Raw genomic sequence first — 16,796 nt, 5'->3', positions numbered from 1 at the left:
GACCAGTATCCCGATCCCGGCTGGCCGTCCTGGCCGCCACATGAGGCATGTTCCGCGTCCTTGCAATACTGTGTTTACATACAGTCTATCGCTTAGCGGAAAGTTCTTTTACCCTCAGCCGAAATGCCTGCCGTTGCTAGACATTGCCAGCCAGTGCCCGTCACTCCCACTCCAAGGTTTTTTCTATTAGACTAAGCACGATACACACTAACCCTACGTTAGTGTGTATCTCAATGCTGACTTGGGCGCATTGAGATACACATTATTTTGAAAACTAAACAGAGTGTTATAGAATCAAAGAAAGTTAGATTTTAGCCGAGAGTCCTATTTGGACTTTCACTAAATGCTCCACTTGGAGCAAAACCAAGTCCTCTTTATGAGGCAAAAAAGTGGTTGCCGGTAACGGTATGATGTCGGACGAGAATCGTCATAGATCGCGCAAGCGGCGAAAGCAGCGACACCACAAAATCTGCTTTTAAAACATAACCTAATAGTTCCGCTTAACGTGGAATCCTATCAAACCTACGGGTGCAACCATCCGTAGGGTAGTTGTACCCATTTTATTTTAATGAGGTACATCATGCTTACTCTTAAACAAAACCTACCGATTACTGTTCCAAACGAACTCATTGAGTTTATTTCTGAACATGTACAACGGGACGGTATATCAATCATTAGCTTCAACGACACAAAGTACCACCCAAGTACAGGTGGCTTCCGTCCTGTTGAAATCATGGTTGAAAAGCTCGGCAACTATGTTGCTTTGCACTACTACACTGAATTTGCTTATGAGGGACAAGGCAGCTATGCCCAACTTTGTAAGTCAAATGACTTCGATTTATCGCTGAATACCTACTATTCAGAGTTCATGGGTCTAATTCCACTGAACGACGAAGTAGGCGAAACGTTTGAGATGTTTGTAAAGAACACTCTCTCATACGCTAGCTTAGGTATGTATGACGAACTTAAAGTTAGCTTTATCGGCGGTCACTTACTGCTGCATAAAGACATGGTGGAGGCGTAATAATGGAACTAAATTTCTTCATTATCGCCAACGTAAATAACATGGTTCGAGATTGGATAGATGAACTCCGTCTATTCAAGTACACCAACGACTCCTGCTCAGATTTTTTGGTCGATGTAATAGCGACAAAAGAAATGAATGGCGAGTTGGACGAACTACTTACACTTATCAATGCAAACTGCACTGAGAGTTACACTTTGAACGAACTGGATAATTGCCAATACGTTCATGTGCATGTAATCAACTAATCCACTTTAAATACTCCCACTAGGGCAAATACTGCCCTTGGGGTCTAGTGTTTGCCCGTAAAGGAAAACACTATGAACAAGCAAAATCAGCTTATACACAATTCCCTACCATTAATCGCAGCCGGACTTGGAGACAAGTTAGGTGTTCGTATAACGGTATCGGGTAATCAGGCGTGGACCGATGGTAAAACCATCAACATTCCAGATTTCAATATCAAATCGAAAGAACACAAAGATGCGGTACTTGGCTTTGTGTCTCATGAAGCTGCACACCTCAAATTTGATTCTTTCAACCTGCAAGGTGACTTCAGTTCCGCAGCGTTGCAAAACTATTGGAATATCTTTGAAGACTTGCGAATTGAGAATGCAATGATTGAAAGCATGGTAGGTACTAAGAACTGGATTAACCAAATCTGGATCAACCGTCAAAATGACGGTAGCCGACCACCAATCCAAACTGACGCAGAACCGGCAAGCTGTATTTGTGAATTATTACTGATGACTTGTCGTGTTAATCATCGGGGGCAAACGCACTTACAGCCTTACTTAGATGCTGCTGAAGACGCATTTTGTCTCAACCTTGGGTTCAAGCTTTATATGCAAGTCAATAACTTGTTAAACAATGAACTTCCTAACCTATCTTCATCTAAAGATGCTTACGACTTAGCGGTAAAGGTAAATACCCTTATCAATGAGTTTGATCCTGATGAAGATGAACCGGATGAGCCAGATGAGCCTAGTCCAGACAGTTCGAGCCAAACACCGGAGGAAAGTAATCCAGGTGACTCGGCATCTCCTGATGAATCAAATGAACCTGACAGTTCAGATGAAACAGATGAGGGCGCAGGGCAAGCTAATGATGCTGAAAGTGAAGAATCCAACTCGCAAGGGTCGGACAATTCACAATCTAGCAGTGTAGATCCTGAACAGTCGATGGAGAGCGAAGGAAATAACTCTAGCTCAAATTCGACAAGTTCTGGTCAGCACGACTTAAATCAACCAACGTCAGATCAAATCAGAGCAGCAATACAAGCAGCAAATGATTCAACTGAAACGTTTGACGATATGAGTAGTTTCGCTCAATCGCTCGAAGTATTGGCAGAAGCCAATCCAGAGCAATCCAGAGTGTCGCTACCAGAAGTCATCAACGTTGATCCCATAAGCGGAATACGTTGGGGGATTGAGTCAAATGTGAATAGCACTTCATCGCAGATTACTGCAAAACTGCAATCCATCGTTGAACATGAAATGAGAGTGCGCTGTAGAACGAAGTCTTCAGGTTTAAAACTGAATTCTAAAACTTTACACCGTTACGCTGTAAATGATGCTCGGCTTTTCAAACAGAAAAGCAAAAAGCTTCAGATCGATACAGTTGTTGAAGTCTGTGTAGATAACTCAGGCTCGATGACATCTCGTAATCTGATGAGCACAGCAAGGGAAGCACAGCTCGCTCTTGCAAAGGCTCTATCTCGAATCAATGGGGTAGGCATCGGTGCATCTGCGTTTCCTGACTCCGATTGCGATAGCAACATACTTAACTTGTTAGATGAAGGTGAAAACGTCAGCAAACTAGCCATGCGTTATCACAGAGTAGATGGTAGGGGGGATTCAACCCCAACAGCTTCTGCATTGTGGCATTGCATACGCAAAGTATGTAGCAGTAGAAAACATCACAAGGTCATCATCATTATCACTGATGGTTATCCGAATGGTGGTCAAAGAGAAGAACTTGCTCGTTTGGTCAGTAAAGCTACCCAAAGTGGCATTACTGTTATAGGCGTTGCCATTGGCAGCATTTCTAGTAACAAACAAGCGTTCTACCAATACTTCCCTAATGCACTGTTCATTCAGGACATTAGAGAACTCAAATCAGAGTTATTCAAAGTAGCTAAAGATATTTTAGTGACTCGATAACTTATTAATATCAAACCCAATCGGGCAATACTGCCCGTAGGGAATGGTGTTGCCCTTTTTTAAGGAACAACATCATGGAACAGCTATTAATTCCACTAGAGGTTAAGAGCCAAACCGAGTTTTATGGTGTATGGACTGAAAGCGAAATCGTTATGATGCAAGAGGGCATGTTAATTCAAGCTCTTAATGAAATTAATGACGGACGCAAATCTAGCACAATGCGGAAAGAAGCAATCGAATGGTTAATGAACGAAAGTGATGAACCATTTAGTGCCGATATCTGCGCATTAAGTTGTGGCTATGACATAAACACCTTACGTGCTTATCTACGCCCAATTGTTCGGAAATACTACTCTTAACAATCCACTTCTAATTTGATACCCGCCCACACCAAACTCAATTTAAGCCTTGTGCTTAAAGGTCATGATTTGGTGATAGGGCATAAATTTGCGTCTAACTATTGGGCACAAATTTATGGGTTATCACTCATACACCCAAACGGGGCTATTTCCCCGTATGGGGATAGTCCCTGTTAATCAGGAGGCTACATGAGCATTTCTATCCCTCTCGCTATTGTTATTGCTATCAAGGTATCTGTTATCGCTTATGCGTTGCAGGTATATGGCACTCCGATACCTGAGAGTTCAGACAAGTAATTCTATCGACTTCTTCTACTTGGGGCTTTTCAAAGCCTTGCCTGTCCCTTGCGGGCTTCGAAAAGCCTCAAGGACTATAGGAGAAGCATCATGATAGGCATTACTACACAACCAACCAATCAAAAACATCATTTACAGGCACAGCAAAATCAAAGCCTTGTAGATGACATTTCAAATCCAACTTGGACTGACCAAATGATTGAAGATCTTCAATACGGCATGATCAAAAGTGCTATTGACGATATTCGGGATGGTCGGAAATCCAAGTTAATGCGGCAAGAAGCAACCAAATGGCTACTAGAAGATGACTATGTTCATCCTCTGTCATTTTGCAATTGTTGCCGTTCATTAGGTTTAGACGCTGAGCTTTTACGTTCAATGCTTAGCCGTCTACTACAAGGGAGATTCCACTATGAATCAATCTAAAGTAGCTGTAGTAAAAGCAGCGGCAAAGGGTCGCTGGTTAGAGGTTCTTGAGGCTGTCGCGCCAAGTCTTTCCGAAGCAACAAAAAACGTTGAGAACCACGTACCTTGTCCAATAAATGGTGGTACTGATGGATTTAGACTTTTTAAAGATGCAAAGGAAACTGGCGGTGGGGTTTCAAACCAACACGGTGTATTTCGCAATGGTTTTGACCTACTTATGTGGGTTTTAGATCGAGATTTTCAGTACGTTCTAAATGAAGTTGCAGACTATCTTGGTCTTAGTGGCAAGGAGTGGAAGGGTGCTAGTATCCAAACACAACAAACACAGCCACAACCAAAAGTGGATGCCAGTCATCTCAAAAAATGTCGGTATTCATTGCGAAAAGCATGGCAAACCGCATATGACTTGACTGCACCGGAAGCCAAGCTAGCTCGGATTTACTTGTCTCGTAGAGGCTTAGACTTAAAAAAGCTAAACCTCTATGGTTTAAGTAAAACTATGCGCTTTAACCCTGCAATGCCCTTGTATGAAACACGTAAAGTCAACGGCATTAAGAAGAACCTTTTCATTGGCAAGTTTCCAGCTCTCGTTTCGCTGGTCACTTATCCCGATGGTAAGGCAGCAACAATTCATCGAACCTTCTTGGATCATCAAGGCAATAAGCTAAAGATGGCTGTGGAAGGTATCGAGGTTAATGCTAAAAAACTGATGTCTCGATGTGAGTCTCGTCCTTTAACGGGAAGCGCAATACACTTGGCAGAAATCAATGGAGAAATCCTGCACGTAACTGAAGGTATAGAAACAGCATTGTCAGTAAAGCAAATGCTTGCTGACAGAGGTTGTCAAAATGAACCCGTATGGGCGTGTATATCATCAACTATCTTGGAAAACTTTCAGCCACCTAAAGGGGTCAAGTACATCTTTGTTTGGGCTGATAAAGACACTAAACGTGTTGTTCATGGCAAAACCGTAGAAGCTGGATTAGATGCTGCTATGGGGCTTGCAGAACGCCTAGAAGATAGCGATGAATGGGTCGTGATTATGTATCCGACCTGGGATATCCCAACCGGAGTTAAATCTATTGATTGGAATGATGTCTTAGTTGAACACGGCACAAGCAAATTTCCTCATCACCATACACAAATATGGAAGGGGGCTTGCTAATGATTCGTTTCATTACAGATATTCAATCTCAGCAAGAGCCTGATATTCTCACGCCGAACCGGTTCAACCGGTTGTTAATTGTGAGCTTAGAGGGTCAACTGTTAGCTAGCTATAATGCGCCAATGAGTGGCTGGACACACGATGTTCTAGTCAGCCTATCGCAGCTATTCCCTCAGCAGTGGGAGTATTGCGGGGCAGATGCTCTACTTGGTGATCAATTTGTTGGTTCAACAGAAATTTAATTGAGATAACCCACACGCCAAAGGCGTGTGGGATGTCTTTAACTTATACCTAAACACACTTACTCCTTTGATACATTTCCCTCTGAACACCTAATACCCGACATCCAACACCAAACGTCTTAACATTGTTAAGTTGTTCGCTTATCACACTGTTCTAATAATACCCGCAACGCAATCTAGCCTCATTTCTCGCTGACTTTGGAAATTCGAAAAGTGTGAGTCAATAAGAGATGAAACACATTCCGTCGAATTAAGACTAAGGGATTATTAAATGAACAAACTCTTACTACCTATAGCTGTAGGTGTAGTCATTTCCAGTTTTGCTCACGCGCAAAACCAACCAACGCAAACCAAGAAACAAACCTTAGCTAACGAAAGTGGCAGCGATAACAAATACTTCGCAGATAGTGAAAGAGGTTGGTATTGGTATGAACAACTACCGCAAGATGAGAAAGAAAAGTTCCTAGAAAAACTAAAGCAAGAACAACCGCAACCTACACCCAAGCCAGCCAAAACCAAGCCAGAAGAACAGCCACTATCAAGCGCATGGTTTAGAGAGAATTTTCAAAAATATGCTGATGCCGCGATGAACAATCCATATGACCAGGAGGCAATGCGAACTTATCTGTATTTAGAAAAGTTTATGCGTGATCGCGCCGTTGCGTTTGGTATGGAACGACAAAAAGCGGTAATGGCTGAACCGTTCCTTGACCAAACCTCATCTCGCCCAATCGCTAACTTTGGGATGAAGACTATGAATGTACAAGCATCTCAAAATAAGCATGCGCTACTAGAGGAAATGGGTAACGAGTCCGGCTTATATTTCTTCTACCGTAGTGAAGATGTATTCAGTGAACAGCAAGCAGAGCTAGTGGCACAGTTACAGTCGGAATTTGGCTTCACTGTATTCCCTGTTTCAATGGATGGCACACCTCCACCAACCGTTCTTGGTGAAGCCTTTGAAGTCAACACAACACAAGCCCAATCACTAGGTATTCAAGTCCTACCCGCTACGTACCTGTTCAACCCAAAAACCAGAGCAATTGAACTAGTAGGTCAGGGGATGCACTCCATAACCGACCTAAAGGATCGCATTTTGTTTGCTGCATTGCGTTCAGGTCTGATTGACGAACAACAGTACCAATTAACCAAACCAAGCGGTCTGTATGTTGATCCAAATGGCTACGTAACCGGTGGACTTCAAGTTCCTGAGAATGCCCCACAAGAATTTCAAAAACTTTATCAACAAAGCTTATCAGCGCAATAAACAAGGAGATTACTGCAATGAAACTAAATCTATTAACGGGCAGCTTGTTTATGGTCAGCTTATTAAATACACCACTTGCTACTGCAAGCTTAGATGACCAAATGCGCGATACCTTCAATATGCTAACCAACACAACAGATCCTAATGCCTATAACACTGCTCGTCGAGGCGTGATATCCGGTGGTAGCTTGTTTATGAAAGCCCCTATCAAACGCTCAAACTTAGTATCTGCAACCGCGCCATCAGTATCCGCAGGGTGTGGTGGGATAAATCTGTATGGCGGTAGCTTCTCGTTCATTAACAAAGATGAATTTATTCAAACATTTCAGGCAATTGGCGCAAATGCTCTTGGATATGGTGTAAAACTGGCTTTGCAATCAGCGTGTCCAACCTGTGAACAGATCATGACTTCTCTGGAAAAAACAGCGCAGTTTGTCAACGACATGAATATTGATAGCTGCCAAGCGGCGCAAGGCATTGTTAATGCGGGAATAGACTTTGCGACAACGGCAAAAGCCGATACATCAGCGAAGACTCTCGGTGTCAACAGCGGTCAATGGGAAGACCTAAACGAAGCATGGGGATGGGCTAATGAAGCTGGTCGCTCTCCATCTAAAGTTTTGGCTACAGCTGATCCTACAACCACGAAAGAAAAAATCACTATCAATGCGACATGGAAAGCGATGAAGGAAAGCGAAGTTCATAGCCTATACGGTGGAGATGACGAGTTCCTAGAGTTACTTATGACCATGATTGGTACAGTAGTAATCAAAAACGGAAGTAGCGATCCAGAATCAGATCCTAAGCCTACGGTGTACCAGGGACGTACCATTAGACTAATCGACTTAATAGACGGTGGCACATTCAAAATTTATGACTGTGATACATCGGATAAAAACGGCTGTCTAAATGCACCGCTTGCACCATCTAAATCTGTCACTATCAAAGGGTTACGTGAGCGTGTATATGATGCCTTGCTTGGAAGCGATGGTGTCATTGTTGCCTACCAAAATGACACTGAGTGGAGTACTAACGCAAAACAAACTCTCAAGTTCCCAACGATGATTGGTCAGCTTTGTAATCAAAAAATCTACCAAGCCGCGGTTAACGGCACTGTGGCTACGGTTGGTACTTACATAGCCAATACCTGTGCGGAGCGTTTGGCTCTTGATCTCGCATACATGCAAGTAACGTCCTACATCCAAGTTACACAAGCTGCTCTTAAAAACCTTTTCACTACTGACAGTCAAGAATCAGCGAAAACGCAAGCTGAAAAGGTGCTCCTAGATAGCTCTAAGTACTATCTGGAAGAATATAACCTTCTATCTAAAGACTCTGATTTCCAAGATATCAAAGCGAAGCTTGATAGTGTCAACTTTGGTGAAGGTGAAACCAATACACTGACAGGTAAGTAATTATGGTTTGGAACATTGTAAGCTTTGGGGATGTGGTAACACTTCAAACCGTTTTTAACGCTGTTGGTGCAATATCGGCTAACTCAACTTACAAAGCAGCAGCGGCGGCTGTTGCTTTGTTAGTGTTCGTTATCGCTATGCTTTCTTCAGTGTCAGATGGAAAGCAGGAGTTACCCATACCACGACTACTAGCGGCGTTTTTCATATACGTGGCTGGATTCAATACATTAGGTACAGTCGGCATTGAGAATAGATATGATGGCACTACCACCACCATAGACAATATTCCTATTGCCATCGCTGTACCAGCTTCGCTAATCAGTAATATTGGGTTAGAGCTGGCTGAACTGACTGAAACCGCATTCGGCAGTACCAACCCGCAGGAACGTGTTACGGAGAGGGGCTATCTAAGCCCCTTAAAAGCATTGGCTGCATATAGAGATATCGCGTATAAGTCCTGTCCGGCAGGGGATGGTAACTCTGTATTATCCGGCTATAGATTTTGTCCTAGTTTCCACAATTACATGCGTGACTGTGCGATGGTTAAAGCAAAGCGAGATGGTTTGACTCGAACCATGAAAGAAGGGGACTTTTTTACCAACATTCAGTTCAATTCATCGTCATTCGCAACATTTCTAGTGCGCTCAAGCGGAGTTATAGAAGAACAATCCTGTAAGGACGCATATTCGAAAATTATCACTATGATCAACTCTGGTGATTTCGTCACCATGTATTCCCACTTCAACGAGAGAATGGGGGTACGTACTGGCGAGGACGTAGAGAGTGTGACTAGTGATGTCCTCGCTTCAATTGGCGCTGATGCTGCTATGAATCGTAATCTGATGAAAACGATGATGGCAAGCAAACTCGCTGAAGAAGGTGAGCTATCGTTCTACTACAAAAACAACGCTTCCGACTACGCAGAAAACCTACAAAGCTCCGTAGAACAGAGAAACTACGGCTGGATCATCCAAGGAGAGATGTGGGTACAAATCGTAAACAAGTTCATTGCCATAATGGAATGTTTGCTATACGCCCTCACACCGTTCATTGGATTGATGGCGCTATGTGGCTCTGTAGGCTCCAAGACGCTACTTCTATTCCTACAGATGCTTGCGGTCATTCAATTAATCCCGATGCTACTGGTTGTCGCTCAGAGTGTTGTTATGGGACAGATGGCTAGAGCAGTGACAGAGATAGGATTGCAATATGAAACTGGCTCAATTGAATGGATACAAGCAATATTTGAGCAAGCAAAAGATCTCTTAGGTTTAGGGGGAATGATTGCGGCTACTATCGTACCGGCTATGGCTATGTCGCTCGTTACCGGCTCTGGCATGGCGATGATGGGAGCAATGAAAGGTGCAGCAGCAACCGCTAAAGACACAGATGCCACACCAGAAATATCGAAACAGGGCGGCGCTATTGAAGATTGGGGATCATTAAACAGCGGTACTCGTGATGCGTATGGAAACACCATGACTCAGAGCGCGGAATCGCGTGTCGGCAACATTTCAAGAAATTTGGCGAACTCAAGTTCTGTATCAGATGCCCAAACTAGGATGCAAACAGCACAAGCGAATTACCAGCAAGCAGTCGAGAATGCCCTAACCAATTCGAACGGTAATGCTTTCAGCACTAACGAGATACTAAAGGCAGGTCAGTCTATTAATTCCGGCTCAAGCACCATGCAAAACTTCGCTGAGAAACACCTCACATCTCTTGCTGACTCATATGGTCTACAAGGACAAGAAAAGAATGACTTCATTCAGGCTATGTCTGCCGGACTCCAACTAGTTGGCACTGGTGGGAAAGCGGCTGAGCAATTTGCAGAATCTCTATCGTCAAATGTAGCCAAAGCATATCAAGACGCGACATCAGGTGAAAAGGGTATTGCCCTACAAGCTAAGTTCGATGAAGCGAAAAATGCAGCCTACGAAAATGGCGAGTCTGTTACCACAAATAACAGTGAAATGGACTCACGAGCAGAGAGAGTATCGCAAGCTAGACAAGAGGTAGAAGCCAGCACTGACCAATACCAAAATGCAGTGAGTGCTACAGATACAGCGTCAATCATGAACGACGACGTAAGAATGGGACTAGCCATGATTGGACAAGACGAGAATGTTCAACGTAGCCTCGATAAACAGATCAACGAAAACAGAGATAACCCTGAGTGGTTAAGAAGATTTTCTCAGAACTATCAGGAAATGGATGGTGGCGTAAATGGTACAGATTTAGACTCTGACAGCGCCAAACTAGCAGCGTTTATGGTAACGAATAACGAACTAGGAAATATGGAAGATAACCAAGCTGTTCTTAGTCAATATCACGGACAACAACCATCTACACCAGAAGAAATCAGAACTAATGGAGTCAATCCAAATATATCTGAAGGACTACCGAATAACCCAAAATATGGTGATTTGGATAGGCAACCAATTGTTGCTCCAACGCAAGGTGTAGTACCAGATAGTCTTAATGTCGATGAAAATGATCCGCTATCAGGAAATAGAGCTAACTTGATGGGTAATTTCACCAAGAATGCTAATGACGTTGAACAATTTGGGGATGACTTTTTCAACAGTGACCAATTTAAACAGTATCAAGGCAAAGTCGATGATATGAAGCAAAGGCTAGGAATTGACGATGATACCAATATTGTTCCTCTAGAACATACACAAGAGAATATAAAGGACTCAATTGCTAGCATGCTATCTGACGGTTTATTTGACGATATTTCACAGAAAGTTGGACGCGTTGCAAACCCAATATCTGAACAGGTAGATAATGCAAAAGAAGCCGTATCGAATGCATATAACACAATGAGAGCTGCCTTTTATGAATCACCAGTAGGACAAGCAGAGACAGAAGCGACTGAGGTTATTTCTGAAAAGTTCAATGCACTAAATGAATATTTGGACAGCAGTGAAGCGTTAGATAACCCACAGCAATTAAATGAAACAGTTAGTGGGTTTATTGATGATGTTAGTGGAGAAATGGCTAATCTATTCACATACGAAAATGAATCTAATACGCCAATTGTACCTAAAGAACCTGAACAATCTGAAGATGATAATCACACCTCAACATCACAGACTAGCGATAACGAAATTATTTCCCCTCTAGTTGATGAGAATGGAAACCAATCGGAGGAAAGTACTATAGGCGAAAATAGTTCACCTATAGTGAGTGATAATTTAAACTCAAACAACGAACCGTTTAGACAGGGCAATGATAGTGCGCCTGAATACAGTACCAATTATCCCCACTACGAAAAAATAGCAAATGACAGACAGGAAGAAATAGAAAAAGAAGAAAGGAGAGATGAAAATAGTAGAAATGAACTTGAAAGATTACAGTCAATAGATGACAACTATAATCCAGTAGGGGTCGATGACATACCTCGATAGAAAAGAAAAAACCTCGGATATTTCCGAGGTTTTTTTATAAGCTTTCATCATATTTGTTTTTAATAGTGTTAAAACCATCCTTATCTATAGTTGCATCACCTTTGAATTTCACATCAGGATAACTAGGACTAGAATTACCTAAGACTGAACCATAAACACATTGAATATCACCTTTAATGAGCTTATATATAATGTAGACAAAAAACGATATAGCAATACACGAAAACATAAACTAACTCCTAACGTCGAATTTTAATTGGCGCATCATCATAAGTGCCAACACTCTTATTAACAACCACACTCTTATCTACTTCAACAAAATATGCTCTATAAACAAGGTAACAACAAATACCTATAAAAGCGTCAAACAAACCAAATCCATAATTTATATATCCAAAAGAAAGAATTGCGAATATAATTATGAAAACGGTAATGTCCCCAATTTTCCATAATATGTTGATTGACCTGTCTTTCATAACCACCTCCATTTACTGATATAGTAACAAATAAATATAACTTCCAAAACATAGAGCGCATAAGAAAAAATAGAACAGCACCATAGTACAGTATTCATAATTAGAAATCACAAGATCGTTCACATAGAGCCAAAAACCTCCATAAAAGTCTTCACTTTGGCAAGCGATTTACCCTAGAGCCAAAAACCAGCTTTTTTGGCTCTGTATCTTATAGTGCCAAAAACCTACCTTTTTGGTTACTATATTTGTTATGGTATGATTTGATGAAATCAACTTATATCATAATCACTGGTATTGGAGATTACATGCAAGCGATAGTCGATGCTATCTACGAAGAAATAGATGGCTTGTATAAAAAGACAGAAGCGATTCAAGGTGTTTGGCGAAGGGCTATAGCAGAGAGAGAGTTCAATAGGGACTATTCAGATAAGAGAAACATTGAGTCAACAAATTATGAAATGCGAGTCGAGTTTGTAGGGTTTAGTTTCCGTGTTCGTTGGCATGAAGTTCGGTTTGTTAAGAATGGAAATAAAACTGTACGGTTAATAAAGTCTATTGCTGTACCTGAAAGCGGTAAATATAAGGCATCACAATTTGGTAAGGCTCAAGAATGGGAGCTTCTTCTTATAACAAGAATGGAAGATGCTCTATCAGAAATCCGTTACCAATTAAAGCATTTAGGCAAAGCTCATAATGCAGTCGTTTGGGCTTCCAAACGTTCTAAGCAAAAAATCAAGACAATAGAAATTAAACATCGTGTTGAGAAAACAAATCGTTCTATCAAAGCGATTAAAGAGTCATTGAAAAAATAGGATGTAGTTGATGGAAATAAAAGTGAGAACAATTGGCGAACATGATTTAACAGATGAAATGAATGCTTTAATGGATGCAATTGAAGCGAAAGAAGATGTTAAGGGATTCGCTTATGCTGGCTCAGGGAAAAGTACATTCCTAAGAGCTGTCGAGAAATATCAAAAAAATAAGATGGGCATTTACCTTTGCTATAACAAATCTCTTGAGCGTGAAGCTAGAAGTTTGTTTGTTGGCACTCATGTTCACATATATACATCTCACTCTTATGCTTTATCAACGTTCAGTAAGGAAGTAAAAACAGGCTTTTTAAGAAAAGTTAATTTGAAACCTAACATGAAAATGGTACTAGACCATTCAGAGTTCAATTTGGACAATCCATTATTCAATGCACTCGACATGAAAAAGAATTGGCGTGTATTAATTGATATCTGCGATTGTTTTATTCAGACCGCATCACTTGAACTAACAGAACTACATCTTACTGAGAAAGCTAAAAAACTAATCACCAGTAAAGTTAACAGCAAGGCAATAAAATCGAACCAAAAGCAAGTAGCTTTATTGTACTTGGTTAATCACGCTAACTTATTGCTAAAGTCAATGTTTGATACGAGCAATGAGTGTTATTGCTCACATGATGGATACGTTAAATATTGGCAGCTTTCAAAGCCAGTTATTAACTATGACTATGTTATGTTTGATGAGACACAGGATGCACCGCCAGTTCTTGTTAACGTAATAATGTCTCAAAAGATTCAGAAAATATTTGTCGGTGATAAATACCAAAATATCTATCAGTTCAAAGGCGGCGTTAATGCAATGACTGTGGTTCCGTGTGAGTCATTTCCATTATCTGTTTCATTTCGATATGGACAAGATTTAGCAGACTTAGCCAGCAAGATATTAAAACACTACGATACTAGCGTAAAAATTACGGGTCGAGGGTTTGACACGGAGATTATAAAAGGCTCCGACTATGATGACTCTGACAATATGTTGTACATTGCACACACCAATATTCACTTATTGGATATTCTGATTGATTGCTATAAATCTAAGATTCCAACGGTGTTTGTTACGGACAACAAAGCCAGCTTTACATTAATGAAAGCAGAGTCCATTTTGAACATTTCACAAAATGGTGAAGGTATAGGCTTTTATAAAAAGTACGACAACATTGACAAGCTAATTGCCGAACAGCGCGATTTGGAAACAAAGGTAATTATCGAGTGGTTTAAAGAAGACCGTGAAAAGTTCATGGATCTAATAATGGCATTAAGATGGACGCTAGATATTATTCCTGACAAAGCGTTTGTGAAATTATGCACCGCACATGGAAGTAAAGGCTTGGAATCTGATGTGGTGATGTTGGCTGATGACTTTAGTGCCGTTGAAGCTGCGTTCGGTGATGGACAGCCACTTGCTGAAGATGAATTGAATCTGATTTATGTTGCTGTGACCAGGGCGAAGAAGAAGCTCATTTTGTCTGATACGCTTTACGATGCTTTGAATAAGAACCTAGCATTCACACTCAAGCGCCATAAACCCGCGAAGTGTATGTCTGACAACCTCATTCCAGAGTCTTACCAAGTGAAGGGCAAAAAAGCCAAATCAAAACCTAAGCAGCCAGTCAAACCGGCACAGTCAGCAGAAAGTAACCTCGCTGCAGAAACTCACAGCGTCCAACCGGAACAATCAAATTCAAACCTCGCAGCTTCTAACAATCCAGCTTCGGATAGCGAGAACCAGGCTAAGAGCACTAAGCCTGAAAAGTCCTCTCCTTTGGTCAGCTCATCAAAGAGTGCGCCGAGCAAGGAAATGGCTATCGTGGTGGGGCAATCAAAGGAAACTGGTGAAGATATGCTTTGGTGTCCAACGGATACCAGTTTGTACTTAAACCCTAACCTTGCTGTCGCCGGTACAATGGGAACCGGTAAGACGCAGACGGTGAAAAGTATCGTCACACAGCTTCGAAGACAGAAAGAGCTCAACACCGGTGGCGAGTCACTTGGCATCCTTATCTTTGATTACAAGTCTGACTACGTTGATGATGAGTTCGTTAACGCAACAGGTGCAACCGTGTTAGAGGCGAACAATCTACCGATTAACCCGTTTGCTTTACACTCAGACCACCGCTTGGCGTTAATGAACAATGCGAAGGTCTTCATCTCCACATTGAGCAAAGTTTTCCGTTTGGGAGTAAAGCAGGAGCAAATGCTAAAGAACTGCATCCTCGCTGCCTACGAGAACAAAAACATAGACAATGGTGATGTAAGTACCTATAGCCACACTCCACCGACTCTGAGGGACGTCATCGCAGTCTATAATGGTCAGCGTAAGATTCCTCAAGACTCCCTTACCTCTGCGCTTTCTGACTTGTATGACTTCGAGATATTTGAGAGCAACGGAAGAAAGTGTAAAACGCTCTATGATCTCCTTGATGGGAATGTTGTGGTCGTGACATTGGGTGGTATTGATCCAAACTTACAAAATCTCATCGTTGCGGTACTTTTAGACCAGTTCTACACACAAATGCATCTAGCCCCAAAACCAAGCCCAATTGGTCAGAATCGAGCGTTGAAAAAACTAGTGCTCGTAGACGAGGCGGACAACTTCATGGCGAATAATTTTCCGAGCTTGCGAAAAATACTCAAAGAAGGGCGTGAGTTTGGGGTAGGGTGCCTATTGTCAACTCAGGGACTGGACCACTTCCAAACTAGTGAGAATAGCTATAGCGATTACATGACAGCGTGGATAGCTCACCGCCTCAACAACCCAAAGAGCAAAGATGTTGAGCAACTTCTAAACACCAAAACGAAACAGGAGCTTGAAAACCAGTTAAACATGGTTCGAGAGTTAGAGAAACACCACTCTCTTTTCGTTGATGGCAAAAAACATGTTACTCATCAACGTTCAACAATGTTTTGGAAATTGATTCAAAATTGTTAAGCTTATCAACGAGGAGTATCCAATCAGGGACACTCCTCTTTTTTAAAAGGAATAAAAATTTGAAGAAAGTAAAACTTTCCGTAGCTGCTAGCATTCTAGCAGTGAGCCTATCAGGTTGCAGTACGCAACTGCCCGTAAAACCAGTCACACAGCACTATTCATTTGGTCCCGAGCAAAGTGCAAAGCACACTGTGACGTTTGAGTATCAAAACCTCGCTAGTGCTCCAGAATACCAGAACTACGAGATCACGCTAAATCTTGACTCTCTGCCACAGCAAGTTGAGTTTGACTTGTGCCAATTCGTCGAAGCATCAAACAACTGCAAGAGCACTATCAAGGTTTGGGAAGAGAGCGATAGTAGAGTGTGGATTGACTATCAGATGATCGTTCCTACGGAACTCAAACAACTAAAAGGAACTGATATTTTAGCGGTTGATACCAAAGGACTCGTTGGACGTAGTGCCGGAGAGTGGGGTGAGGAATTACCATCTGGTAAAACAACGGTTTATCAAGATGGTGAGCAAAATGTTACTTATCACCTGACTATTCTAACGAACTAACCTGGTAATAAAAACGAAGGGAGCTGATTGGCTCCCTTTTTTAATGCCAGTTATTGGCTAACCTATATCACTCCGATTCAGTTAGTCTCTGAAGCACTCAAATAGGTATATTAAGCCTTTGATAACAAAGGATGGGTTCAATTTAAAAACTAAGACCACGTTTTTTAACACCTTGCCGAGCAAGGCTTTTACATTGTCAAAATCCATCGAATATTCCTTCTAAATTTCGAT

Annotated in this window: 14 protein-coding genes; 13 read left to right on the top strand and 1 reads right to left on the bottom strand. The window is 41.7% G+C overall.

The features are described 5' to 3' along the window. Positions 1-580: 580 nt before the first annotated feature. The 10 genes from R8O10_RS22505 (at position 581) to R8O10_RS22460 (ending at position 11,770) form a co-directional block, all read left to right on the top strand. Positions 581-1,024 (top strand): DUF2787 family protein, encoded by a 444-nt coding sequence (locus tag R8O10_RS22505; protein ID WP_025624732.1) that lies wholly within the window; start codon positions 581-583, stop codon positions 1,022-1,024. A gap of 2 nt (positions 1,025-1,026) precedes the next feature. Beyond that, entirely contained in the window at positions 1,027-1,272 is a 246-nt protein-coding gene (locus R8O10_RS22500) for a hypothetical protein (RefSeq protein WP_025624734.1), read from the top strand. Positions 1,273-1,344: 72 nt separating this feature from the next. Beyond that, positions 1,345-3,186, top strand: coding sequence for a VWA domain-containing protein (locus R8O10_RS22495; RefSeq protein ID WP_318129523.1), 1,842 nt, complete (start codon positions 1,345-1,347; stop codon positions 3,184-3,186). Positions 3,187-3,260: 74 nt separating this feature from the next. Continuing rightward, entirely contained in the window at positions 3,261-3,545 is a 285-nt protein-coding gene (locus R8O10_RS22490; protein ID WP_318129524.1) for a hypothetical protein, read from the top strand. Between the two features lie 387 nt (positions 3,546-3,932). Beyond that, positions 3,933-4,268 carry a hypothetical protein gene (locus R8O10_RS22485; RefSeq protein ID WP_025624995.1) on the top strand — a complete coding sequence of 112 codons (336 nt, stop codon included), beginning with the start codon at positions 3,933-3,935 and terminating at the stop codon, positions 4,266-4,268. Continuing rightward, a complete protein-coding gene (locus R8O10_RS22480) occupies positions 4,255-5,433 on the top strand; it encodes a toprim domain-containing protein (RefSeq protein WP_318129525.1) in 1,179 nt (392 codons plus the stop codon). The genes R8O10_RS22485 and R8O10_RS22480 overlap by 14 nt, the downstream gene beginning before the upstream one ends. After that, positions 5,433-5,675: a hypothetical protein gene (locus tag R8O10_RS22475; RefSeq protein WP_025624993.1), complete on the top strand. Its 243-nt coding sequence runs from the start codon at positions 5,433-5,435 to the stop codon at positions 5,673-5,675. Before R8O10_RS22480 ends, R8O10_RS22475 begins: the two co-directional genes overlap by 1 nt. A gap of 271 nt (positions 5,676-5,946) precedes the next feature. Continuing rightward, on the top strand, positions 5,947-6,942 hold the full coding sequence (gene traF, locus R8O10_RS22470; RefSeq protein WP_225492084.1) for a conjugal transfer protein TraF: 996 nt from the start codon (positions 5,947-5,949) through the stop codon (positions 6,940-6,942). Positions 6,943-6,959: 17 nt separating this feature from the next. After that, entirely contained in the window at positions 6,960-8,357 is a 1,398-nt protein-coding gene (locus tag R8O10_RS22465) for a conjugal transfer protein TraH (protein ID WP_118121293.1), read from the top strand. A gap of 2 nt (positions 8,358-8,359) precedes the next feature. Continuing rightward, entirely contained in the window at positions 8,360-11,770 is a 3,411-nt protein-coding gene (locus R8O10_RS22460) for a conjugal transfer protein TraG N-terminal domain-containing protein (protein ID WP_140150395.1), read from the top strand. Between the two features lie 239 nt (positions 11,771-12,009). Here the strand turns inward: R8O10_RS22460 and R8O10_RS22455 are convergent, their stop codons facing one another. Next, on the bottom strand, positions 12,010-12,246 hold the full coding sequence (locus tag R8O10_RS22455) for a hypothetical protein (protein ID WP_140134545.1): 237 nt from the start codon (positions 12,244-12,246) through the stop codon (positions 12,010-12,012). A gap of 305 nt (positions 12,247-12,551) precedes the next feature. Here R8O10_RS22455 and mobI point away from each other — a divergent pair, with 305 nt between their 5' ends. From mobI to R8O10_RS22440, 3 genes are read left to right on the top strand one after another with little or no spacing between them, the layout of a single operon-like run. Next, entirely contained in the window at positions 12,552-13,058 is a 507-nt protein-coding gene (gene mobI, locus R8O10_RS22450) for a conjugative transfer protein MobI(A/C) (protein WP_140134543.1), read from the top strand. A 10-nt stretch (positions 13,059-13,068) separates the two neighbouring features. Then, positions 13,069-16,005 carry a helicase HerA domain-containing protein gene (locus R8O10_RS22445; protein WP_225492089.1) on the top strand — a complete coding sequence of 979 codons (2,937 nt, stop codon included), beginning with the start codon at positions 13,069-13,071 and terminating at the stop codon, positions 16,003-16,005. Positions 16,006-16,064: 59 nt separating this feature from the next. Then, the gene (locus R8O10_RS22440; RefSeq protein WP_140134539.1) at positions 16,065-16,565 is read left to right on the top strand and encodes a hypothetical protein; all 501 of its coding nucleotides are present in this window, start codon (positions 16,065-16,067) and stop codon (positions 16,563-16,565) included. Positions 16,566-16,796 lie beyond the last annotated feature (231 nt).

The organism is Vibrio sp. 1727, assembly GCF_033344415.1.
In the GTDB taxonomy this organism is placed as follows: Bacteria; Pseudomonadota; Gammaproteobacteria; order Enterobacterales; family Vibrionaceae; genus Vibrio; species Vibrio alginolyticus.
This window is presented reverse-complemented; position numbering and strand designations above follow the sequence as displayed.